At 71.2% G+C, this 20,931-nt stretch carries 21 protein-coding genes and 2 riboswitches; of the genes, 7 read left to right on the top strand and 14 right to left on the bottom strand.

All coding sequences use genetic code 11. The features are described 5' to 3' along the window. The first annotated feature begins 234 nt into the window (after window positions 1-234). Window positions 235-2,853 (top strand): LuxR C-terminal-related transcriptional regulator, encoded by a 2,619-nt coding sequence (locus RT2_RS18220; RefSeq protein WP_072846201.1) that lies wholly within the window; start codon window positions 235-237, stop codon window positions 2,851-2,853. Between the two features lie 355 nt (window positions 2,854-3,208). On the opposite strand, the gene RT2_RS18215 is transcribed toward RT2_RS18220, so the two are convergent. The 5 genes from RT2_RS18215 to napA form a co-directional block, all read right to left on the bottom strand. Next, the gene (locus RT2_RS18215; RefSeq protein ID WP_371851183.1) at window positions 3,209-4,522 is read right to left on the bottom strand and encodes a phosphatase PAP2 family protein; all 1,314 of its coding nucleotides are present in this window, start codon (window positions 4,520-4,522) and stop codon (window positions 3,209-3,211) included. Window positions 4,523-4,614: 92 nt separating this feature from the next. After that, complete coding sequence (locus RT2_RS18210) at window positions 4,615-5,739, bottom strand: glutamate--cysteine ligase (RefSeq protein ID WP_072846200.1); 1,125 nt, start codon at window positions 5,737-5,739, stop codon at window positions 4,615-4,617. 136 nt (window positions 5,740-5,875) lie between these two features. Further along, entirely contained in the window at window positions 5,876-6,598 is a 723-nt protein-coding gene (sodC, locus tag RT2_RS18205) for a superoxide dismutase[Cu-Zn] (RefSeq protein ID WP_092776067.1), read from the bottom strand. A 95-nt stretch (window positions 6,599-6,693) separates the two neighbouring features. Next, window positions 6,694-7,251, bottom strand: a complete 558-nt coding sequence (locus RT2_RS18200; protein ID WP_072846229.1) for a LytR C-terminal domain-containing protein — start codon at window positions 7,249-7,251, stop codon at window positions 6,694-6,696. Window positions 7,252-7,289: 38 nt separating this feature from the next. Continuing rightward, window positions 7,290-7,616: a nucleoid-associated protein NapA gene (gene napA / locus RT2_RS18195; RefSeq protein WP_072846198.1), complete on the bottom strand. Its 327-nt coding sequence runs from the start codon at window positions 7,614-7,616 to the stop codon at window positions 7,290-7,292. Window positions 7,617-7,822: 206 nt separating this feature from the next. On the opposite strand from napA, the gene RT2_RS18190 reads away from it, so the two are divergent. From RT2_RS18190 to RT2_RS18180, 3 genes are all read left to right on the top strand, one after another. Beyond that, window positions 7,823-8,416 (top strand): peptide deformylase, encoded by a 594-nt coding sequence (locus tag RT2_RS18190; protein WP_072846197.1) that lies wholly within the window; start codon window positions 7,823-7,825, stop codon window positions 8,414-8,416. Between the two features lie 28 nt (window positions 8,417-8,444). Then, window positions 8,445-9,395 (top strand): N-acetylglutamate synthase, CG3035 family, encoded by a 951-nt coding sequence (locus RT2_RS18185; protein ID WP_072846196.1) that lies wholly within the window; start codon window positions 8,445-8,447, stop codon window positions 9,393-9,395. A 65-nt stretch (window positions 9,396-9,460) separates the two neighbouring features. Continuing rightward, window positions 9,461-10,276 (top strand): exodeoxyribonuclease III, encoded by an 816-nt coding sequence (locus RT2_RS18180; RefSeq protein ID WP_072846227.1) that lies wholly within the window; start codon window positions 9,461-9,463, stop codon window positions 10,274-10,276. A gap of 8 nt (window positions 10,277-10,284) precedes the next feature. On the opposite strand, the gene RT2_RS18175 is transcribed toward RT2_RS18180, so the two are convergent. Both RT2_RS18175 and RT2_RS18170 read right to left on the bottom strand, forming a co-directional pair. Then, window positions 10,285-10,650, bottom strand: a complete 366-nt coding sequence (locus RT2_RS18175; RefSeq protein ID WP_083577467.1) for a GNAT family N-acetyltransferase — start codon at window positions 10,648-10,650, stop codon at window positions 10,285-10,287. Between the two features lie 167 nt (window positions 10,651-10,817). Further along, window positions 10,818-11,159 carry a GNAT family N-acetyltransferase gene (locus RT2_RS18170; protein WP_072846226.1) on the bottom strand — a complete coding sequence of 114 codons (342 nt, stop codon included), beginning with the start codon at window positions 11,157-11,159 and terminating at the stop codon, window positions 10,818-10,820. Window positions 11,160-11,326: 167 nt separating this feature from the next. Then, window positions 11,327-11,452, top strand: a riboswitch (TPP riboswitch). On the opposite strand from RT2_RS18170, the gene thiC reads away from it, so the two are divergent. Both thiC and thiD read left to right on the top strand, forming a co-directional pair. Beyond that, window positions 11,446-13,212 carry a phosphomethylpyrimidine synthase ThiC gene (thiC, locus tag RT2_RS18165; RefSeq protein ID WP_072846225.1) on the top strand — a complete coding sequence of 589 codons (1,767 nt, stop codon included), beginning with the start codon at window positions 11,446-11,448 and terminating at the stop codon, window positions 13,210-13,212. (Overlaps the previous riboswitch by 7 nt.) Before the next feature lie 9 nt (window positions 13,213-13,221). Then, complete coding sequence (gene thiD / locus RT2_RS18160) at window positions 13,222-14,061, top strand: bifunctional hydroxymethylpyrimidine kinase/phosphomethylpyrimidine kinase (RefSeq protein ID WP_072846195.1); 840 nt, start codon at window positions 13,222-13,224, stop codon at window positions 14,059-14,061. A 54-nt stretch (window positions 14,062-14,115) separates the two neighbouring features. Here the strand turns inward: thiD and RT2_RS18155 are convergent, their stop codons facing one another. The 6 genes from RT2_RS18155 to thiO form a co-directional block, all read right to left on the bottom strand. Further along, complete coding sequence (locus RT2_RS18155; protein ID WP_072846224.1) at window positions 14,116-14,868, bottom strand: adenylate/guanylate cyclase domain-containing protein; 753 nt, start codon at window positions 14,866-14,868, stop codon at window positions 14,116-14,118. Window positions 14,869-15,045: 177 nt separating this feature from the next. Next, window positions 15,046-15,840: an ABC transporter permease gene (locus tag RT2_RS18150; RefSeq protein ID WP_072846194.1), complete on the bottom strand. Its 795-nt coding sequence runs from the start codon at window positions 15,838-15,840 to the stop codon at window positions 15,046-15,048. After that, window positions 15,840-16,787: an ABC transporter ATP-binding protein gene (locus RT2_RS18145; protein ID WP_072846193.1), complete on the bottom strand. Its 948-nt coding sequence runs from the start codon at window positions 16,785-16,787 to the stop codon at window positions 15,840-15,842. The genes RT2_RS18150 and RT2_RS18145 overlap by 1 nt, the downstream gene beginning before the upstream one ends. A gap of 106 nt (window positions 16,788-16,893) precedes the next feature. Continuing rightward, complete coding sequence (locus RT2_RS18140) at window positions 16,894-17,667, bottom strand: thiazole synthase (protein WP_072846192.1); 774 nt, start codon at window positions 17,665-17,667, stop codon at window positions 16,894-16,896. Further along, on the bottom strand, window positions 17,660-17,878 hold the full coding sequence (thiS, locus tag RT2_RS18135; protein ID WP_072846191.1) for a sulfur carrier protein ThiS: 219 nt from the start codon (window positions 17,876-17,878) through the stop codon (window positions 17,660-17,662). Before thiS ends, RT2_RS18140 begins: the two co-directional genes overlap by 8 nt. Window positions 17,879-17,913: 35 nt before the next feature. Then, on the bottom strand, window positions 17,914-18,987 hold the full coding sequence (gene thiO, locus RT2_RS18130; RefSeq protein WP_072846223.1) for a glycine oxidase ThiO: 1,074 nt from the start codon (window positions 18,985-18,987) through the stop codon (window positions 17,914-17,916). Then, window positions 18,984-19,095: riboswitch (TPP riboswitch) on the bottom strand. (Overlaps the previous gene by 4 nt.) A 25-nt stretch (window positions 19,096-19,120) precedes the next feature. Here thiO and thiE point away from each other — a divergent pair. Continuing rightward, the gene (gene thiE / locus RT2_RS18125; protein WP_072846190.1) at window positions 19,121-19,822 is read left to right on the top strand and encodes a thiamine phosphate synthase; all 702 of its coding nucleotides are present in this window, start codon (window positions 19,121-19,123) and stop codon (window positions 19,820-19,822) included. Window positions 19,823-19,903: 81 nt separating this feature from the next. On the opposite strand, the gene RT2_RS18120 is transcribed toward thiE, so the two are convergent. Continuing rightward, entirely contained in the window at window positions 19,904-20,797 is an 894-nt protein-coding gene (locus tag RT2_RS18120) for an NUDIX hydrolase (protein WP_072846189.1), read from the bottom strand. Window positions 20,798-20,931: the final 134 nt, after the last annotated feature.

Here is a 20,931-nt window from a genome sequence, read left to right as displayed (position 1 = left end):
GGACCGTGACGCCGGGTTCGAACCGGCGTCACACCCGAAAACGGGTGAACCCGCGGGTGAAAACCCGGCTACGCCTGTGGGCTTTCCCCGTCCGAGATGACAGATTGTCGGTAACTGCGCCCTGACGACGTCCGACCCGTCCGACCAGCGGCGCCTCACCCACCCTGAGATCGAGCAGCGATCGAAAGAGGCAGTCCACGCATGTCGCTTGTCCACGCATGATGGAGCGTCCGCGTGTATGAACGCCCCGCCCGCACCGAACCCCGGAACCCGCGACAACCCGACCGGCAGCGGCGCGCACCGGCCGTGGCACCGCGGCCCCGTCTGCTGGCCCGGCTCGATCGCGACTCACCCGTCACAGTCCTGCGCGCGCCGCGCGGATTCGGCAAGTCCGACCTGGTCGCGACCTGGCTGCAGTCGGGGCGGGCGGCCGCCCGGCTCGTCGTGTGGGTACCGGCCCCCGCCGGACGCGTCTGCGCCGACGCGTACTGGCGGACGGTGCTCGAACGAGTCCACGCCGCGGGCTGCGGAACGCCGGACCGGCGACCCGAAAGCCCGTCCGAGGTGGTCCGGGAGTCGCTCGCCCACACCGAGACCTCGGTCGTTCTCGTCCTCAACCGGATCGACCTCGTCGACGCCGACCGGTTCGAGGCCGAGGTCCGCCGCCTCGTCGACCGGTGCCCGCACGTCAACGTCGTCGCGACGCTCTGCGGGCACACCCACTTTGTCGACCCGGCCGCGATGGAACCGACCTACGAGCTGATCTCCGCCCGCGACCTGCTGTACACGGTCGAGGAGACCGCCGAGTTCTTCGACTTCGCCGCGGCCACGTCGGCGCCGGGCGAGACGGCGTACGTCCACGACCGGGTCGGCGGGCTGCCGGACCTCGTGCGGATCGCGGCGTTGGTGCTCAAGGCGGTGCCCTCGACCCCCGCCCGCGGCCGACTGCTCGCCAATGCCCTCGACCGTGCGATCGCGGACTACACCCGCACCCGGGTGCTCGACAACCCCGAGATCACCGCGCACCGGGACTTCGCCGTGGCCGTCGCGACGGCCCGGGTGATCACCCCCGAGATCGCCGCCGGTCTCGGCGCCGACGCCGGACAGGTCGAGGCGGCGGAGACCCGCCGCCGACTCGTCGACCTCGAGGCCGCCGGCGTGCTGATCCGGTCCGACGCCACGGTCGACGAGGCCTGGGAATTCGCCCCCGCGGTGCGCGACGCACTGCTGGTCGCCCAGGAACGGGCCGGGCTGCGGCCGGCCGATCGCCTGTCGAGACTCGCGCGCCACCACCTCGATCGCGACGACCCCGCGAGCGGGCTGCGGTACGCCGCGGACGCAGCGGACTGGGCGCTGGTGATCGAGATCCTCGACGAACACTGGGTCGACCTGATCGGCGACCACATCGTCATGATCCGCTCGACGCTGCGGGACATCCCACCGGACCTGCTCGACGCGTATCCCTCCATCCGCGCCGGCCGGGAGCTGTTCACCCTGCTCGGCACCCAGACCACCAGCACGGCCAGCACGCTGCCCATCGACGTCGACGCGTTGCGCCGGCTCGGTGCCGAACCGAATGCCGGCGAGCTGCTCGACGTCGGGTCTGTCCAGTCCCTCATGCTGCGGGTGGGTGGGAGGTTCCGGGAGTCCGCCGACATGGCACGGCAGCTGCACGTACTCAGCAGCGCCGCCCTCGACGCCCGTCCTGAGGAGGTGCGCAGGCAGCTCCCGGTGATGCGGCTGCAGTGGGGCATCAGCCACCAGTTGGCCGGCGAGTTCGCCGAGTCCACCGTCGACCTACGGCTCGCGCACCGCGGCGCCCTCGCGCAGGGCATCGACTTCGTCGCCCGCAACGCGGCGGGCAGTTCCGCGCTGAACTGGGCGCTGCTCGGGGATCCACAGCGCGCGGACGAATGGCTGGCCATCGAGGCCTCACACCCGCGGTCTGCCGGCTGGCTCGAGCTCCTGGTCAAGGTTCCCGCGCTGGTGGCCCGGGCGCTGACAGCACTGGACCGGCTCGACCTCGACACCGCTCGGCGCGCCCTCGACGAGCTGGGCGAGGCCTCCGACAACGAGGAACTGTGGGCGTTCGTCACCTATGCCCACAGCCGCTACGCGCTGGCGACTCGGCGCCCGTTCGACGGGCTCTCGCTGCTGCGCCGGGCGGTCACCGCACACCCGACGACCTTCGGCCCGTCCTCGGTGGCGCTGCCGCTGCTGACGGCCGTCGAGGTCAGCCTCAGGCTCGCGCTGGGCGAGGGCAACCAGGCCCTGGCGCTGGCCTCCGGCGCGGGGCCCGAGCAGCCGTGGACACTCGTCGCCGCGGCTCGCGCGCACCTGCTCGCCGGCGAACCCGGCCAGGCGTTGGCGCTGTGCCACCGGTGCGACTGGTTCGGCCACCCGCATCCGCACGCCCACCTCGAGGCCCTGGTCGTCGAGGCCGCCGCGCACCACGTGCTGGGCAACGCCGACGCGGCGGCGGACGCCTGGGCCCACGCCCGTGGCGAGGCCGACCGCACCGGCCTGGTGTGGCCGCTGGCGACGATCCCGCGCAAGCTCGTCGACACCCTCGAGGCGACGGCCACCACCGCGTCGACCGCCGTCGCGGTGCTGCGGGGCTCGACCGTCGGGAACCCCTACCCGGAGTCCGTGCACCTGGTCCAGCTCACCGAACGCGAGAAGCTGGTGCTCGCCGAGCTGGCGCTGGGCCTGTCGACCCGGGAGATCGCCTCGAAGCTGTTCGTCTCCGCCAACACCGTCAAGAGCCAGCAGCGCTCGCTGTACCAGAAGCTCGGTGGGCACTCCCGCGAGGAGATCCTCCGGACCGCGGGCCGGCTCGGGCTGTTCGACTGAGCACTCCAACCCCGAGCAGCCCAGGCCGGGCAGTCCAGCGAGATTGCGGAGCGCCCGGTTTGACTGCTTTGCATAAAATACCGACCGCCCCGAGTTCAGGTTCCGCACGTTGCACTGTCTCGACAATGCTCACGGAACTCGTTGCACTCCAATGCTTTTGATCGAGTCCGAGAATTAGGGCAAGAGCACCGAATGCCCACCACCGGCCTTCACGAACGGGCGGATCCGACCCGGCACTACGAACCGGACGACCGCTGGGTTCCGGTGGATCGGCCTCGATCGCTCCACGTTCCTGCCGGCCGCGATCGTGCTCGCCTTCGCGAGGTGACCGCGGACGCGCGCTACCGGGTGCCGGTCACTGCCGAACGCCGACGGTCTCGGGGTCGGGTTCCGGCGTGAGGCTCTCGTGTCCCCCGGCCACACGGGCGGCGTCGACGCGTCCGCCCCACCGCGCGAGCGCCGTCCCCGATGCCGCGAAGAAGGTCGCATAGAAGGCCAGCACCACCGCACCCGTCGCGCCCAGCAACAGCGGCACGGAGAGCTCCGGGAACTGCGCGATCGGGACCGCCAGGTAGCGGTATGACGCCAGCAGCGCCACGAACACCGCCGCGCCGCCGACCACCAGACGGACCCGGAATCGGCCCCAGCCCCGTTCGGGATCGCGCAGCGCCGCCTCGATGGTCAGGCACAGCACCACGCCGGCCAGCAGGTCCACCGCGTAGTGGTAGCCGAAGCCGAGGGTCGCGGCGAGCGTGCACACCAGCCAGAACGTGCCGCCCCAGCGCAGCCAACGCGGGCCACCCCGCGAGTGCACGAAGATCGCCAGCGCCCAGGCGGTGTGCAGGCTGGGCATGCAGTTGCGCGGCGCCGGGGCGTCGAACTCGAACGTCGCCGGGTCGGTGAAGGTGGGCAGCGTGTGCGGCCAGTAGTCGCCGAGCTGGGCGCCCGCGCCCGCGGTGCCGAAGGCGAAGTCCGGCCCGACCACCGGGAAGACCAGGTAGAACAGGGGCCCGATCAGCCCGATTACCAGGAACGTCCGCACCAGGTAGTGGGCGGGCCAGCCGTTTCGGAGCTGGTACAGCGCGACGACGATCGCCGCGACCGGCAGTTCGATGTACACCCAGTGCAACACCCCGTAGCCGAGGTCACCCGACGCCTCGACCACCCGGCCCATCACCCAGGACGGGCTGCCGAACGCGCGGTCGGCCAGCTCCAGGTACTGGTCGAGGACCCGCGGCCGGGTCAGCACGGTGATCTCGAGCCACACGTCGCCGAACTTGGTGGCGAGGATCAGCAGCGCACCCAGCGCCGCGCCGCGCAGCGCGTCGGCGCGCTGCGAACCGGTCCAGCGGACGGCGGCGACCACCGCGATCCCGACGAGCACCCAGGTCGGGCCGTTGCCGACGGCCGCGGGGCCGCCGGTGAGCAGCCGACCGGCCGCGAAGACCGCGTCCAGTCCCGCCGCCGCGCCCACCGCGAGCAGTCGCTGCCGTCCCGTCAGGCCGACCAGCGCGAGCGCGAACCCGGCCCACGGCACCGACATCGACTTGGGCGTCCCGACGAAGTCCCGGGCCAGGCTCGCGAGCGGCCCCTCGAACCCGTGCCGCGCGGCCAGCACCTGCAGCGCCACCAGCACCAGGGCGAGCGCCGCCGCGCCGATCGTGACCAGTAGACGCGCCCGCGTCCAGCTTCGCCCGGGGATCGACACGGGCGTGGGACTGCTCAGCACTCGTACATAGTAAACGGTGCATGAACAGCGACTTAACGACCTAGTTCGGCCACCAGGGAGTCCACCACCGCGGTCAGGTCGCCGCCCGCCCCGGCGGCCACCGCACGCTGCCGCTGGTACGAGGCGCCGCGCCGCGGGATGTCCGCGACCCGGGCCAGCTCGTCGGCGCAGCCGAGGTCACGGGCGACTGGGGCCAGCTGCTCGAGCAGGTCGTCCAGGTCGTCGGTGACGAGCCGCTCGTTGCTGTCCGCGTCGAGGATGATCTCCGCGTCGAGCCCGTAACGGGCGGCGCGCCACTTGTTCTCCTGCACGTGCCACGGCGGCATCCCGGGCAACTCCACGCCGTCGTCGAGACAGCGGTCGAAGTACACCACCAGGCAGTGGATCAGCGCCACGATCGCGCTGAGCTCGGTGCGGGTGGAGACGCCGTCGCACACCCGCACCTCGATGGTGCCCCACTGCGGCGCGGGCCGGATGTCCCAGTGCAGTCCCCCGAGCCGCTCGATGACACCGGTCTTGAGCTGGTCGTGCACGAATCCCTCGAACTGCGACCAGTTCTCGAACTGGAACGGCAGCCCGGCGGTGGGCAGCTGCTGGAACATCAGTGCCCGGTTGCTGGCGTATCCGGTGTCCACCCCCGCCCACATCGGCGACGACGCCGACAACGCCAGCAGGTGCGGGTACTTCACCAGCAGCGCGTTGATGATCGGGAACACCCGCTCCGCCGAGGACACCCCGACGTGCACGTGGACACCCCAGATCAGCATCTGCCGACCCCACCACTGGGTGCGTTCGATCATCTCGTCGTAGTGCGGGGCGCGGGTCACCTGTTGGGAGCTCCACTGCGCGAACGGGTGGGTGCCGGCGCAGAGCAGCTCGACGCCCAACGGCGCGGACGCCCGGCGCAGCAGGACCATGGTCTCGTCGAGGTCCGCGATCGCCTCCCCGACGGTGTCGCACACCCCGGTAACCAGCTCGACGGTGTTGCGGAGGAATTCCTTGTGCAGTCGAGCCGGGTCGAAGCCGTCGATCGACTGCATCGCCTCGAAGACCTGCGGCGCGGTGTTCGACAGATCGCGCGTGGCCCGGTCGACCAGCGCGATCTCCCATTCGACACCGAGTGTCGGCCGGGCGGAACCGGCGAAGTGGACTGCCACGGTGTTGATCCAATCACAGCAAACACACCGACGCCGCGACCGGGAACTGGCATGTGGCCAGCGTCATTCCGGTGCGGCGTCGGGTGTTGTCGACGAAGGCGGACGGCCGTCGTCGGAGGGACTTGCGCTCGGGTGGCTACTTGATGACGCCGCAGGCCTCGCGGGCGCCCGCGTCGCCGGTGTCCAGCGTCGCCTGGTCCGGCACCTTCGCACCCTCGGGCAGGCCGTACCGGGTCGGCACGTTGCCGAAGTTGTCCGCACCCGCGTGCACGACGATCGCGGTGCCGGCGCCGTTGTTGCGCAGGTCCTCGATGGTGAAGGCGTCGGTGGAGGTGACCAGCTCGGCGGTGCCGTCCTCGCGCACGTACAGGGACGTGAGGTCGCCGCTCTGCGGGTGACCGGTGTGCCCCGCCGCCTGGAAGTGGCCGCCGGCGGACAGGAAGTTGCCCGGTTCGCCGCCGGTCGGCGCCACCGAGTTGGTCTCGCACTTGCCCACCGAGTGGACGTGCAGGCCGTGGAAGCCGGGGGTCAGTCCGGACCCGAGAACGGTGACCGTGACGTGGTCGTCGGCCGACGCGAACACGACGGAACCGACGTTGGTGCCGTCGGCGTTGCGCAGGCTGGTGCGGACCTGGTCGGCGGGCTCGGCGCCCTCACCCGCGTGGCCGCCCGAACCGGGGGCGCCCGCGGGGGCCGGCATGCCGGTCCACACCGGCGGCGTGGTGCCGGGAACGTCGCTGGGGAACTCGCCGTTGCTGCACGCGGTGAGGCCAACGGCCGCCAACGCGACCATCGGGGCAACGACGCGCCAGGACTTGCGGCCGCGAGTCTGCGTGTCGCGTCGGGTAAGCATGGCCATCAAACCGCTCCTTCAGGTGGGCTGGAAGTGAATTGATCATAGCCAGCCGGGATGGACCGGCCGACCAGGTGTACGACGTACGACGCGGTTGACCGCTACTTGGAGGTGACGATCACGATGACGCCGGGTGAGGACGACTCGATGCCCGCGAAGCGCGGCTCGGCGGTGGCGCCGATCTCCGCCGCGATCTCCGTCGCGGCCTGCTTCTCGCTGGCCGAACCGGGGCGGTAGTAGACGGTGGTCTTGGCGATCGTGCCGTCGGCGTAGTTGCCGGTCTCGGACACCGTCCAGCCCTCGGCCTCGAGCGTGCTCGCGGTCTCCGCCGCCAGCCCGCTGACGATGCTGTTGTTGAACACCCGCACGGGGACCGCGGACCGGTCGAGCGTCGCGGCGGAGGTCGGGAGGCTGGTCGTGGTGACGGCCGCCGAGGTGGTGGCCGGCGGCGGCGTGGTGGGACGCGCGGACGCGGCGGGGCTGTTCGCCGAGCCCTTGACCGGGGCCACGCTCGGCACGATGGTGGGGGCCGGCGAATCCGAGTCGGACCCGGACAGGGCCATTGCGCCGATGCCCGCGAAGGCGATCGCGAGGGCGATCAGCACCATCGCGAGGGCGCGAAGCGGCGGGCCCGACGGCTCGGGATTCGGGGTGCTCACGTCACCGACCTTAGTTGCCATCGCGCGATCGCCGGCATCTAGGTGATGTCGAATCCGAGGCGGCGGGCGGCCCGGGCCTTCTGCCGGCTGGCCCTCAGCCGGCGCAGCCGCTTGACCAACATGGGGTCCGCGGCGAGCGCCTCCGGGCGGTCGACCAGGGCATTGAGCACCTGGTAGTAGCGGGTCGCCGACATGTCGAAGAGTTCCTTGATGGCCTCTTCCTTGGCGCCGGCGTACTTCCACCACTGGCGTTCGAAGGACAGAATGTCGTGATCGCGTCGGGTGAGTCCGTCGGTGCCGACGTCGTTCGCACCCTGCGGCTCGGTGGCCTCGGAATTCCGGCTACGCGCGACTGCGCCGTCCATCTCACTCCCCACTTCGAGCTCTCGCCCAAACTCAGCGATCCCACAAACTACCCCGGCTGCCCGACAGCCTCAGCTGACCGGGCAACGAATCACACACGAACTACACCGCTGTGCTTTCGCAGAATATTGAACCACGGTAGACCCGACCGGGGACTCGCATCCGGTGCGGGCGCGTCGCCGCAGACCGTCCCACTATCCTGGTCAGCATGGCAATCCTTCCCATCGTGATCGTCGGTGACCCGGTGCTGCACGAGCCGACCAAGCCCGTGACCCAGCCCGTGTCCGAGGTCGCCGAACTCATCTCCGACATGTACGACACCATGGACGTCGCGAACGGCGTCGGCCTGGCCGCCAACCAGGTGGGTGTCGGACTGCGCGTGTTCGTCTACGACTGCCCGGACTACGACGCCAGCCCCGACGGCGAGCGGCGCCGCGGCGCCGTGATCAACCCGGTGCTCGAGACCTCCGAGATCCCGGAGACCATGCCGGACCCCGAGGACGACGACGAGGGCTGCCTGTCCGTGCCGGGCGAGCAGTTCCCCACCGGCCGCGCCGACTGGGCGCGGGTCACCGGCCTCGAGGCCGACGGCTCCCCCGTGGTCATCGAGGGCACCGGCTTCTTCGCCCGGATGCTCCAGCACGAGGTGGGCCACCTGGACGGTTTCCTCTACACGGACATGCTGATCGGCCGGCACGCCCGGGCCGCGAAGAAGATCATCAAGCGCTCCGGATGGGGCAAGCCGGGCCTGAGCTGGGTACCGGGCACGGTCGAAGACCCGTTCGGTCACGACGAGTACTGAACCAAGACGATGAGTACTGACGGTCACGATGAAGGCTGACGCCGTCCTGGGCAGCCGGGTGGTGCTGCGTTACAAGCTGCCGCCCGGCTACCCGCGACCGCTGACAGACATGATCGGCGAGCTGGTCTCGCTCAGCCCCGCCGTCGTGGTCCGATCGCCCGACGGCCGGGTGGTGCAGGTCGCGCCCGACCAGGTGGTCGCGCTCAAGACCGTCGGCCCCCGCCCCGTGCTCACCCGGGAGATCCGGTCGCTCGAGTTCGCGGCCGCCGACGGCTGGCCCGGCACCGAGCAGACCTGGGTCAACGGCTGGCTGGCCCGGTACGGCGACGGCTTCACCCGCCGCGCCAACGCCGCGACTGCGTTGGGCCCGGCCGACCGGATCGGCGACCTGCACAGCGGCGACACCCTCGACCGGCTGCGCGCCTGGTACGCCGAGCGCGGCCAGCCGCTGACCCTGCTGCTACCGGACCGGCTCGCCACCCCGCCCGCCGGCTGGGAGGTCTCCGACGAGGTGCAGGTGATGGCCGCGGACATCGCGAACCTCACGCTGCCCGACGGGGAGTCCATGGTCCGGGTCGACGACGCCCCGGACGAGCGGTGGCTCTCGCTGTACCACTACCACGGCGATGCGCTGCCCGCGTCCGCCGCGGAGGTGCTGGGCGCGGTCCGCGAGGGCCGGGTCGGCTTCGGCTCGCTCGGCGGCCCCGCGGAGGCGCTGGCCGTCACCCGCGCGGCGGTCACCGAGGCCCCCGACGGCCGTCACTGGGTGGGGCTGTCCGCCGTCGAGGTCGCCGCCGACCACCGTCGACGCGGGCTCGGCATGCTGATCTGCGCCGAGATGATCCGCTGGGGCCGCGACCTCGGCGCCACCCACACCTACGTGCAGGTGGTCGCCGACAACGCGCCGGCACTCGCGCTGTACGAGTCGCTGGGGATGGTCGAGCACCACCGGTACCGCTACGCCACCGCGCCCGCCTGACCCGCCCGCCGCGTGACGCGGTGGCGGGCGCCCGGCATGTCGGCGCCCCGCACTACGCTGACCTCATGCGACTGGCGACGTGGAATGTGAACTCGGTACGGGCCCGCACGGACCGGATCGTGGACTGGCTGGTGCGGACCGAGACGGACGTGCTCGCCATCCAGGAGACCAAGTGCCGGGACGACCAGTTCCCCACCGAACGGTTCACCGACCTCGGCTACGAGGTGGCGCACGTGGGCCTGAGCCAGTGGAACGGCGTCGCGCTGATCTCCCGGGTGGGCCTCGAGGACGTCCAGGTCGGCTTCGAGGGCCAGCCCGGCTTCGCCAAGGAGGTCCCCGACAGCCTCGAGATCGCCACCCCGGTGGTGGAGGCGCGGGCGATCGGCGCCACCTGCGGCGGCGTCCGGGTGTGGAGCCTGTACGTGCCGAACGGCCGTGAGCTGGCGGACCCGCACTACCGCTACAAGCTGGACTGGCTGGCCACCCTGCGGGACGACGCCGCGAAGTGGCTGGCCGAGGACCCCGACGCACAGGTCGCACTGGTCGGCGACTGGAATGTCGCGCCGACCGACGAGGACGTGTGGGACCCGGCGTTGTTCGAGGGCAAGACGCACACCTCGCAGCCCGAACGGGATGCATTCGACGCGTTCACCGAGATCGGGTTCGCCGAGGTCACCCGACCGCACACGCCCGGCCCCGGTGTCTACACCTACTGGGACTACACGCAGTTGCGCTTCCCCAAGCGTCAGGGCATGCGGATCGACTTCGCGCTGGCCTCCCCGGCACTCGCGGCCCGGGTCACCGGCGCGTCCATCGACCGGGAGGAACGCAAGGGCAAGGGCGCCAGCGACCACGCCCCGGTCGTGGTGGAACTGGACTAATCGCCCAGTCAGTCCCAGTCGTCGACGAGGGGCAGGTACTCGGGGTGCGCCCCGAGGTAACGGCGCAGGTAGGTGCACACCGGACGGACCCGGATCCCGCGGACCCTGCTCTCCTCGAGCACCTCGCGTACCAGGACGGCCGCCCAGCCACGGCCGCCGAAGTCCTCCTTGACGACGGTGTGCATCAGCGCGATGACGTCGCCGTCGCCGAGGCCGCCGACACCGGCGGGCAGTTCGGTGACGCCGTCCGCTGCGCGGTAGCCGAGGATCCCCACCAGTTCGTCGCCGACCCAGAGGTCGTAGCGGGAGTGCGAGGGGTTGTCCTCGACGCAGGCCAGCGCCGGGTCAGCTGGTGCAACGACGGGCCTGGTCACCGCCGCGGCCTGGACTGGGCGCCGCCTGAAGATGTGATCCACACCACCATGTAATCAGCTTCTGCGGCTCAGCCAAGCCCAGCCGGAAGATGTGGCCCACTATTCGCCCAATCGTAGCCAAATCGGCACCTGGGCCACCAGAACCCGGACACCGACCGGCCGACGCCTCACACGGGGACGAGCATGTCCCGGTACTGCGGGTTGTCCACGACGAACCGCTGCAGGTACGTGCACACCGGGCGGACCTTCCAGCCGTAGCCGCGGGCCGCGTCGAGGGCCTTGCGCACCATCACCGCAGCCAGCCCGCGGTGGCCGAAGTCCTCGACGATCACGGTGTGCATGAACGAGACGACCGGCGGACCGCCCCGCCCCCCACGCCCCGCCCCGCGCGCCCTCGAGTCCAAATCGTAGTAACCGAGAATGCCGACGAGATCGCCGTTGAGCCACAACTCGAAACGGTTCTGAGCTGCATTGTTCGACACTTCCGCGGTCGGCGCCTCTGCAATCATCGACATACTCCTTCACCCTGCGCGTCACCGTAATGTGACGTACGCCACTATATGGCACGACTCGGCCGTCAGTGCCGATTTCTGTAACAAGTTCCAGTTAGCGGGACGGCGGGGCCCGGCCCGGGTGGTGAGTTCGGCCGGCGGGCGCTATCGTCGCGCTCGACAACTACACATCCCACGGGGGCTCGCACCAGCGGGCTGAGAGGACGGCTAGCTCATTTCGAGCGTCAGGGCCGTCGACCGTATGAACCTGACCGGGTAATGCCGGCGTAGGGAGCGCAACATCATGGGGATCACCCCTGTCACGAACACCGCTGTCGCGGACACCGCTGTCGCGACCAGCACCGTCACCACCGGCCCTATCGAGGGCAGCAGCAAGCAGTACCGCCAGGTCGACGCCCCCGGCGTGGGCACCCTGTCGGTTCCGGTCCGCCGCGTACACCTCACCAACGGCGAACACCTGGACCTCTACGACACGTCTGGCCCGTACACCGACGCCGACGCGGTGATCGACCTCGAGGCGGGGCTCCCGAAGACCCGCGACGGGTGGCGCAAGCCGGATGCCGTCGACATCGGGGGCGAGAGAAGCGACGGGGGATCCAACACAGCGCGTACCCAGCTGGCCTGGGCCCGGGCCGGAATCGTCACCGCGGAGATGCACTTCTGCGCGGCACGTGAGGGTGTGGACCCGGAGGTGGTGCGCGCGGAGGTCGCCGCGGGGCGCGCGGTCATCCCCGCGAACCACAACCACCCCGAGTCCGAACCGATGGTCATCGGCAAGCGGTTCGCGGTGAAGATCAATGCGAACATCGGCAACTCCGCGGTCACCTCGTCCATCGGCGAGGAGGTGGAGAAGATGGTGTGGGCCACGCGCTGGGGCGCGGACAACATCATGGACCTGTCCACCGGCAAGGACATCCACCAGACCCGGGAGTGGATCCTGCGCAACTCCCCGGTGCCCGTCGGCACGGTGCCGATCTACCAGGCCCTCGAGAAGGTGGGCGGAGACCCGGCCGCGTTGACGTGGGAGGTGTACCGCGACACCGTGATCGAGCAGTGCGAGCAGGGCGTCGACTACATGACCGTGCATGCCGGGGTGCTGCTGCGGTACGTCCCGCTCACCGCGAAGCGGGTCACCGGCATCGTCTCGCGCGGCGGCTCGATCATGGCCGCGTGGTGCCTGGCGCACCATCGGGAGTCGTTCCTGTACACGCACTTCGAGGAGCTCTGTGCGATCCTGCGCGAGTACGACGTCACCTTCTCGCTCGGCGACGGACTGCGTCCCGGTTCGATCGCGGACGCCAACGACGAGGCCCAGTTCGCCGAGCTGCGCACCCTGGGCGAGCTCACCAGGATCGCGAAATCCCATGGCGTGCAGGTGATGATCGAGGGCCCGGGGCACGTGCCGATGCACAAGATCGTCGAGAACGTCCGGCTCGAGGAGGAGCTGTGCGAGGAGGCCCCGTTCTACACCCTCGGACCGCTGGCCACCGACATCGCGCCCGCCTACGACCACATCACCTCCGCGATCGGCGCCGCGATCATCGCCCAGGCCGGCACCGCGATGCTCTGCTACGTCACGCCGAAGGAGCACCTCGGCCTGCCGAACCGCGACGACGTGAAGGTCGGGGTGATCACCTACAAGATCGCCGCGCACGCCGCCGACCTCGCCAAGCAGCATCCGCGGGCGCAGGAACGCGACGACGCACTGTCCAAGGCGCGCTTCGAGTTCCGCTGGCGTGACCAGTTCGCGCTGTCCCTGGACCCGGACACGGCCCGCGAGTACCACGACGAGACGCTGCCCGCCGAGCCCGCGAAGACGGCGCACTTCTGCTCGATGTGCGGCCCCAAGTTCTGCTCCATGCGGATCTCGGCCGACGTCCGCGAGTATGCGGAACGCAACGGACTGACCGAGGCGGCGGCCGTCGCGGCCGGCATGACCGAGAAGTCCGCGGAGTTCGCGGCGGCGGGCGGCCGGGTGTACCTGCCGATGACGGCGACGGCGGCCGGGGCGTCGGGCACCACCGGCCGCACGGCACCGGCGGATGGATAGGCTCTGGCCGTGAACCTGCTGCCCCTGACCCCCGACGGCGAGACCCCGATCCGCGTCCTCACCATCGCCGGCACCGATTCCGGTGGCGGTGCCGGAATCCAGGCCGACTCCCGCACCATGGCCCTGTGCGGGGTCCACGCGTGCGTCGCGGTCGCGGCGGTGACGGTGCAGAACTCCGTGGGGGTCAGCGGGTTTCACGAGATTCCGCCGCAGGTGGTGGCGGACCAGGTGCGCAGCGTGGTCACCGACATCGGGGTGAGCGCCGCCAAGACCGGGATGCTGGCGTCCACCGCGATCATCGAGGCGGTGGCACAGGTCTGCGGCGAGGTGGGGATCGGCCGTGACCACGCCGTGCCGCTGGTGGTGGACCCGGTGTGCGCATCGATGCACGGCGACCCGCTGCTGCATGCCGAGGCACTCGACGCGGTCCGGAACACCCTGATCCCGATCGCGTCGCTGGTGACGCCGAACCTCGACGAGATCCGCCTGATCACCGGCATCGAGGTGGTGGACGACGCGTCGGCGCGCCGGGCCGCGGAGGCCCTGCACGGGCTCGGCGCGCAGTGGTCGCTGGTCAAGGGCGGGCACCTGCGCACCTCGCCGGACAGCACCGACCTGCTCTTCGACGGCGACACCTTCCACGAGTTCACCAGCCCGCGGATCGAGACCGGCAACGACCACGGCGGCGGCGACACCCTCGCCGCCGCGGTGGCGTGCGCGCTGGCCAACGGGTACCCGATGCCCGAGGCCGTCGAGTTCGGCAAGCAGTGGGTGACCCGGTGCCTGGCGGCGTCGTACGACCTCGGTGCCGGCCACGGTCCGGTGTCCCCGCTCTGGCGCCTGCACTGACGCGCCCTTCTGACAGCGACCGCTACCAGAAAGGCGCACAGGCGGCGGAGCCGCCTACCTGGTCAGGGTGAACATCCGCAGGTCGTCGGGGACGCCGCGCGGGGCCGGCGCGAACAACCCGCGCCGGTACGGCCTGGCCCGCAGTCCGAGGGTCTCGAGCGTCTGCGGGTCGAGCGCGTCGAGGGTGTGCGCGGACGCGACGACGTTGCCGTCCGCCCCGGCCTGCATGACCCGGGCGGCGACGTTGACGTCCACGCCCAGCCAGTCGTCGCCCAACTGTCTCGGCATCCCGGTGTGCAGGCCCACCCGCATCCGCGGCCGAAAGCCCTCCTGCTCCACCTCGGCGAGCCGGTCGCGGGCCTCGAACACCGCCTCCAGCGCGCGCTCCGGGTAGTCGAACACGGCCATCAGCCCGTCGCCGAGCCGCTTGACCACATGTCCCCCGCGCTCCACGAACGGCGGTTCCACCGCGCTGGCCACCTGCCGCAGCAGCGTCAGTGTGGCCTCGTCGCCCGCGCCGAGTGACCAACTGGAGAACCCGACCAGATCGGTGAACACGATGGTGACCTGGCGGGTGCCGCGGCCCCGGCCGGTGCGTTCGAGCAGGGCCTGCCAGACCTGCAGGGTGCCGAGGCTCACCTCCCGCGACGCGCCGGGACCGTCCTCGAGCAGCCGGTCCGCGACCCGGGCCATGGCGCGGACGCCGCCGGGTCCGGCGGTCGAGAGCGGGTCGCCGAAGGCGGGGTCCCCGGGCAGCGCCCGGCGCGCCCGGCGGACGGCGTCGACGAGCGCGGGTCGGCGGTTCATGGTTCGAAACCAGTCGACCACCGGCTGGGGCACAGGGTCCTCGCTCACCCTTCGAAGGGTAACCGAGGGTTACAGACAATGCCGAGGCTCCGCAGACGACAGTGCGCGACCGTCACCCCCCACAGTCGGGGCGACGGTCGCGCACGGTTACCGCAGCGTGTCCAGCGCTACGGCAGGTCAGGCGTCGCGGCGGTTCACCAGGAACAGCGCCGCGCCGAAGACGACGGCCACGAAGGCCGCGAAGTAGACCAGGCTGCCCCAGGGCCCCCAGTGCCAGTCCACGCCCTGGTCCGAGCCGAGGAAGTGGTTGGCGTTCATGAACGGCAGGAACGGCTGCACGTTGCGGCCGAAGGTGCCGAACAGGCCGAACAGGCTCTCGATCAGCAGCGGCCACAGCAGCAGCAGGGTGATCGCGCCCGCCGACTGACGCACCAGGGTGCCCACCGCCACCGCGAGGAACACGCAGAGCAGCGCGTAGATCGGCACGCCGTAGATCGCCCGCCACGCCTCGTCACCGGTCAGCTTCAGGGCAGCCCCGGCCTCCTCACCGGCGGTGACCTTGGCGATCGCGTAGGCGCCGAAGGTCAGCACGAAGGTCAGTACGGCACCGAACACCCCGATCAGGCCCGCCTTGGTGACCAGCACCGAGTCCCGCCGCGGCACGGCCTGGAAGGTGGTCCGGATCAGGCCGAAGCGGTACTCGCTGGTGACGGCGAGGGCTGCCATGATCATCAGCACCAGGACGCCGAAGCCCGACACGCCTCCGACGGCGTCCGAGAGCTGGGGCAGGAACGGCTCGAAGTCCGGCTTGTCGCCGCTCGCGCTCTGGTTGTTGAAGGCATTGATGCTCGCCTTGGCGCTGAGTCCGATCACCGCGGCGAGGCCCAGGCCCAGCACCACGATGGCGACCGTGCACCACCACGGCGACTTGGTCGAGGTGAGCTTGATTCGTTCTGCGGCCAGAACACCCATCAGAGTGCCCCTCCCATCACTTCTTCGACGCCCGCGGCGTGGTACTGCACGTCGTCACCGGTCAGTTTCATGAACGCGTCCTCGAGCGATCCCTGCTGGGACGCCAACTCGTGCAGCACGATCCCGTTGCTACCCGCGATCTGGCCGATCGCGTCGGTGGTGGAGTCGAGCACCACCAGCGCCGCCGCGGCACTCGCCGCGTGGCCGTCCTCGCGCACCGTCAGGCCGTGCGAGGTGAGCACGCTGCGCAGCGCGTCCAACTGGGGGCTGCGGACCCGGACCGTGGACTCGGACGACCGGTCGACGAACTCCTTGACCGTCGTGTCCGAGATCAGCCGACCACGACCGATCACCACGAGATGCTCTGCGGTCAGCGCCATCTCGGAGAGGAGGTGGCTCGACACGAGGACGGTGCGCCCCTCCGCGGCCAAGCGCTGCATGAACTTTCGGATCCAGACGATGCCCTCGGGGTCGAGGCCGTTGACCGGCTCGTCGAACAGCAGCACCTTCGGGTCGCCGAGCAGCGCGCCGGCCAGGCCGAGCCGCTGCGACATGCCGAGCGAGAATCCGCCGGCCTTCTTGCCGGCCACCTCGGTCAGGCCCACCAACCGCAGCACCTCGTCCACCCGCGACGACGGGATCCCGTTGGACGCCGCCATCCACTGCAGGTGCGCCTTCGCGGACCGGTTGGGGTGCACCCACTTTGCGTCCAGCAGCGCGCCGACGGTCCGCAGCGGCTGCTTCAGGTCGTGGTACGCCTGGCCGTCGATCAGCGCCGTGCCGGACGTGGGCCGGTCCAGGCCCAGGATCATCCGCATCGTCGTCGACTTGCCGGCACCGTTCGGCCCGAGAAATCCGGTCACGATCCCCGGCTTCACGGTGAAGGTCAGGTCGTCGACCGCCTTCGTGGGCCCGAACGTCTTCGTCAAACCCCTCACTTCAATCATGAGGGGAACTCTGCCGGACGCCGGAGCCGAGCGCATCGCCCGCAGGTCTCATTCCGGCGTCATCCCCTGGGATGACTCCCACCCTGAGACCTCCCCGTGTCCACCCCTACATCGGCGACGACGCCTGCGCCCAGAACCGCTTCGGGATCCGGCCGGCCCGGCGGGCCTGGTACCCGGCGACCACCGCCGACGCCATCGCGGACGCCATCAGCGCCGGGTCCTTCGCCCGCGTCACCGCGGTCGCGAGCAGCACCGCGTCGCAGCCGAGTTCCATGGCCAGCGTCGCATCGCTGGCGGTCCCGATGCCGGCGTCGAGGATCACCGGAACCCCGGCCGCCTCGACGATCATCTCGATGTTGTGCGGGTTGGAGATGCCCAGGCCCGTTCCGATCGGCGAACCCAGCGGCATCACCGCCGCGCAGCCCACGTCCTCGAGCCGCTTGGCCAGCACCGGGTCGTCGGTGGTGTACGGCAGCACGGTGAAGCCGTCGTCGACGAGTTGTTCTGCCGCCGAGACCAGTTCGATGGCGTCGGGCAGCAGGGTGCGCTCGTCGGCGATCACCTCGAGCTTGACCCAGTCGGTCTCGAGCGCCTCGCGACCGAGCTGCGCGGTGAGCACCGCCTCGGCGGCGCCGCGACAGCCCGCCGTGTTCGGCAGCGGCGCGATGTCGAGCCGGCGCAACAGGTCCAGCACGCCGGTGCCGCCGGTGGCGTCGATCCGGCGCATCGCCACCGTGGTCAGCTCGGTGCCGGAGGCGACCAGGGCCTCCTCGAGCACGGTGAGGTTGGCGGCGCCGCCGGTGCCCATGATCAGGCGCGAGCCGAAACTGCGGTCGCCGATGGTGAGGGTGCCGGTCCCAGCCACCGTCGCCTCAGCCACCCTGGACCGCCGTGAGGATCTCGATCTCCCAGCCCTTGCCGACCGGGGTGTCCCAGGAGGTGCGCGGCAGCACCGCGCCGTCCACCGCGACGGCGATGCCCTTGGCGGGCAGACCGAGGTGGTCGAGCAGCTGCGCCACCGTCAGCGGTTCGGACAGCTGGTGGTCTTCGCCGTTGACGGTGATACCGATGTTCACCGGGGTGTTCGTCATCAATTCCTCATTCGTCGATCGGTGGAAGGAGCCGGTCAGTGGGCGCGGCCGGTCGGACCGAAGCGGTCCGGCGCGCAGTTCTTGGCCTCGGGCAGCGGCGCACCGGACAGCTCGGCGACCACCGCGTCCGCGGTCAACGGGGTGAGCAGGATGCCGTTGCGGCCGTGCCCGGCCGCGAGCACCACCCGGTCCGACACCCGGCCGATGATCGGCATGTTGTCCGGACTCATCGGCCGCAGGCCCGCCGCGGTCTCGTAGAGCTCGTACTCGCCGATGCTCGGCATCAGGGTCTGGGCGTCCGCGATCAGGTCCCGCACCCCGCCGACGGTGACCTGGGTGTCGAGTCCGGACTCGTGCTGGGTCGCACCGACCACGATGCCGTCGCCGCGCGGCACCAGGTACACGGGCCGGCCGTGCACGCTGCCGCGAATGGTCTGGGTGGGCGCGGGGGCCACCCCGGGGCGATGGTGCAGCCGCAGGATCTCGCCCTTGACCGGGCGCACCGGCAGCCCCGGCCACAGCGCGGCCGCCCCGGTGCCGGCCGCCACCACCACCTGGTCGGCGGGCAGCGACTCCGGGTCAACCACCGACTCGGCCACGAACGCGACCCCGGCGGCCTCGCACGCCAGCCGCAGCGCGCGCACCAGCGCCCGGTTGTCCACCGCGGACTCCGTCGAGGCCAGCAGCGCCAGCCGGATGCTGGGGGCCAGCGACGGCTCGGCCGCCCTGATCTGCGCCCGGGACAGCAACTCGAGCCGGTAACCCTGGGTCTCGATCCACTCGGCGACGGTGCGCAGGTCCGCGGCGTCGGCCGCGTCCAGCGCGACCGTCAGGGAGCTGTGCGAGGTGAACAACGGCTCGTCGACGAGGGCCCCGAGCTCACTGCCGAAGTCCGGCCACCGCTGCAGCGACGCCGCGCCCACCTGCAGCAGCGCGTCCTCGCCGGGCCACCCCTCGGACAGCGGGGCCAGCATGCCGCCGGCCACCCACGACGCCCCCGAGCCGACCGCCGGGTCGTGGACCGTGACCTTCCAGCCCGCCTGCGCGGACCGCCAGGCGACCGCGAGTCCGATCGCGCCGCCGCCGACCACCGCGAGAGTTCTGCTCACCACTCCACCTCACTCCCTGCGCCGGCATGATCCGGGTCAGGTATGACGGTCAAGGCTCGCGAGCCCCCTCTCAGCCCCGCGTTCGCCGGGACTCCCGTGTCACTTAGTTCGCCATCAGACTACCGTTGAGCAAGTGTCCCCCTCGCATTCCGGTAACCATCTGACCCCCCGCGAACGCCTGGCCAGCGCCCGGCTGTACCTGTGCACGGATGCCCGCCGAGAGCGCGGTGACCTGGCACACTTCGCCGAGGCGGCCCTGTCCGGCGGCGTCGACATCATCCAGCTGCGGGACAAGGGCTCGGCCGGCGAACAGAAGTTCGGCCCGATGGAGACCCGCGAGGAGTTGGGTGCGCTGGCCGAGCTGGCCGCCGCCGCCCGTAGGCACGGCGCCCTGCTCGCGGTGAACGACCGCGCCGACCTGGCGTTGGCCGCGGGGGCGGACGTCCTGCACCTCGGCCAGGGCGACCTGCCCGTGCACTACGCCCGGCAGATCCTCGGCCAGCGGGTGGTGATCGGGCGCTCAACCGGCAACCGGGCGCAGGCCCAGCTCGCCGCGATCGAGGACGGCGTCGACTACTTCTGCACCGGGCCGGTGTGGGCCACCCCGACCAAGCCGGGACGCGCCGCGTCGGGCCTGGACCTGGTGCGCAGCACCGCCGACTCGCACCCCACCCGGCCCTGGTTCGCCATCGGCGGGGTCGACGAGGAGCGGCTCCCCGAGGTGCTCGACGCCGGCGCCGACCGCATCGTGGTGGTCCGCGCGATCACCGAGGCCGCGGACCCGCAGGCGGCCGCCCGGTCGCTGTCCGACGCGCTGGCCCGCAACGCCGGCTGACCCTTCCCCCACCTGGTCCCCAATGTCACATCGGGTGTCCGACGGGGAACCGATGTGACATTGGGGACCAACGCGGTGCGGTCAGTCCAGCCAGCCGAGCACGGTCGAGGGCGAGAGCCGGACCACCGTCTCGGGCAGCCGGTCGCGCAGCCCGCGGTCGGCGGTGACCACCGCGGTCAACTGCTGTTCGTCCCCGGCCAGCAGGCTCCGAACCCGCTCGACGGCCTGGTCGGCGAAGGGTTCGGCCCCGGCCAGCGACGCCAGGGTGTCGTCGCCGCTGCCCGTCGCGACGTGCACCGGAACCCGGTCGCCGACCTCCGCCACCACCCGCGCCTGACCCTCGAGGACCGCCTCGATCCGCGGCAACCAGCCGAAGCCACCGTCGGGCAGTTCGAAGGTCCGTGGCAGCGTCCGGGCCAGCTCGGCGAGCAGTTCGCCGGTGGCCCCGACGCGGTCGCGCCACCACCCGTTCGGGCGCGAGCCCAGCACGTTGGCGGTGTCGAGCAGCAGCCGCACCGGCACCGCCCGCAACGACGGCCAACTGGCCTCGAAGCCCGGGTGCAGCGGCAGGTTCTCGACGTCCGCCTCGGGCACCCACCGCAGTTCGGTGCTCTCGCCGTTCGGCACCGTCGGCAGCGTGGTCTCCGCGTCGGCGATCACGGTCGTGTACGTCCAGCCGCTACCGGCCTGCGCGGTGACCCGCTCCGCGCGCACCCGCAGCGCACTGCCGGCGATCCCGGCTTCCTCCTCGGCCTCGCGGACCGCGGCCCGGGTGGTGCTCTCGTGGCTGTCGCGGGCACCACCGGGCAGCGCCCAGGTTCCACCCTGGTGACTCCACTGCGCGCGGTGCTGCAGCAACACCGCGGACCCGCCGCCCGGGGCGGGCGCGCGCAACAGCAGCCCCGCCGCACCGAACCGGCCCCACTGGCGGCTGCCGTCCTCGCTCTTCGCCCAGCCGTCTCCGTCACCACGCATCGACTTCGTTCACCCGCTCCACATCAGACCGCGTCGTCAGACCGCCGTCACACCTCGTGCCCCGTCCGAAACTCGTTGGCCACAAAACATAGGCGAGTCACCGACCGCTCAGCGCGTTTACTGCTTATATGCTG

The organism is Rhodococcus tukisamuensis NBRC 100609 (genome assembly GCF_001894985.1).
In the GTDB taxonomy this organism is placed as follows: domain Bacteria; phylum Actinomycetota; class Actinomycetes; order Mycobacteriales; family Mycobacteriaceae; genus Rhodococcus_G; species Rhodococcus_G tukisamuensis.
This window is presented reverse-complemented; position numbering and strand designations above follow the sequence as displayed.